Below are 464 nucleotides of genomic sequence, written 5' to 3' on the forward strand. Positions count from 1 at the left end.
AGAGTGCGTTTTTTATCAGCATATGAAAAATAACCACTAATGCTTGCTCCTTTATCGATTAGAAGCTCTATCATTTCTGTGGTGCCCTTCGTAACAGCATAGTATATAGGAGGCACATGAAAATAATCCTCAATATTAACAAAAGCACAAAAAAAATAAAGCAAAATATCAGTAATTCCAAGATTTATCAAACGTCGGAAATTCATTTCAATTTCTCCAAGCAAATGATTAGCCGTTTGATCGATCTTTCAGTTATATTTTTGACTGCCAGCATTTGGCCACCGCAATGGCATTCTCAGTCGCCAAGTTTAGATAATTTCGTACTTGCGCAGTCCACGTGTTTAGCCGGCGCGAGCGTCTGCATCCGCCCTTAGCGTTGGAAGTCACCTGTGTAAGAGCGTGATCGATCATATTGTGGACCACTGTGGCACAACCCAAGTGAGGGATGAAAATCCAAGCATTGA

General features: G+C 40.7%; 1 pseudogene. It reads right to left on the reverse strand.

What is annotated here, in order from left to right:
* Positions 1-206: pseudogene (locus ACJ5GX_RS08030) on the reverse strand (hypothetical protein); the annotation flags it as partial.
* Positions 207-464 lie beyond the last annotated feature (258 nt).

Source organism: Wolbachia endosymbiont of Tuta absoluta, from assembly GCF_059414725.1.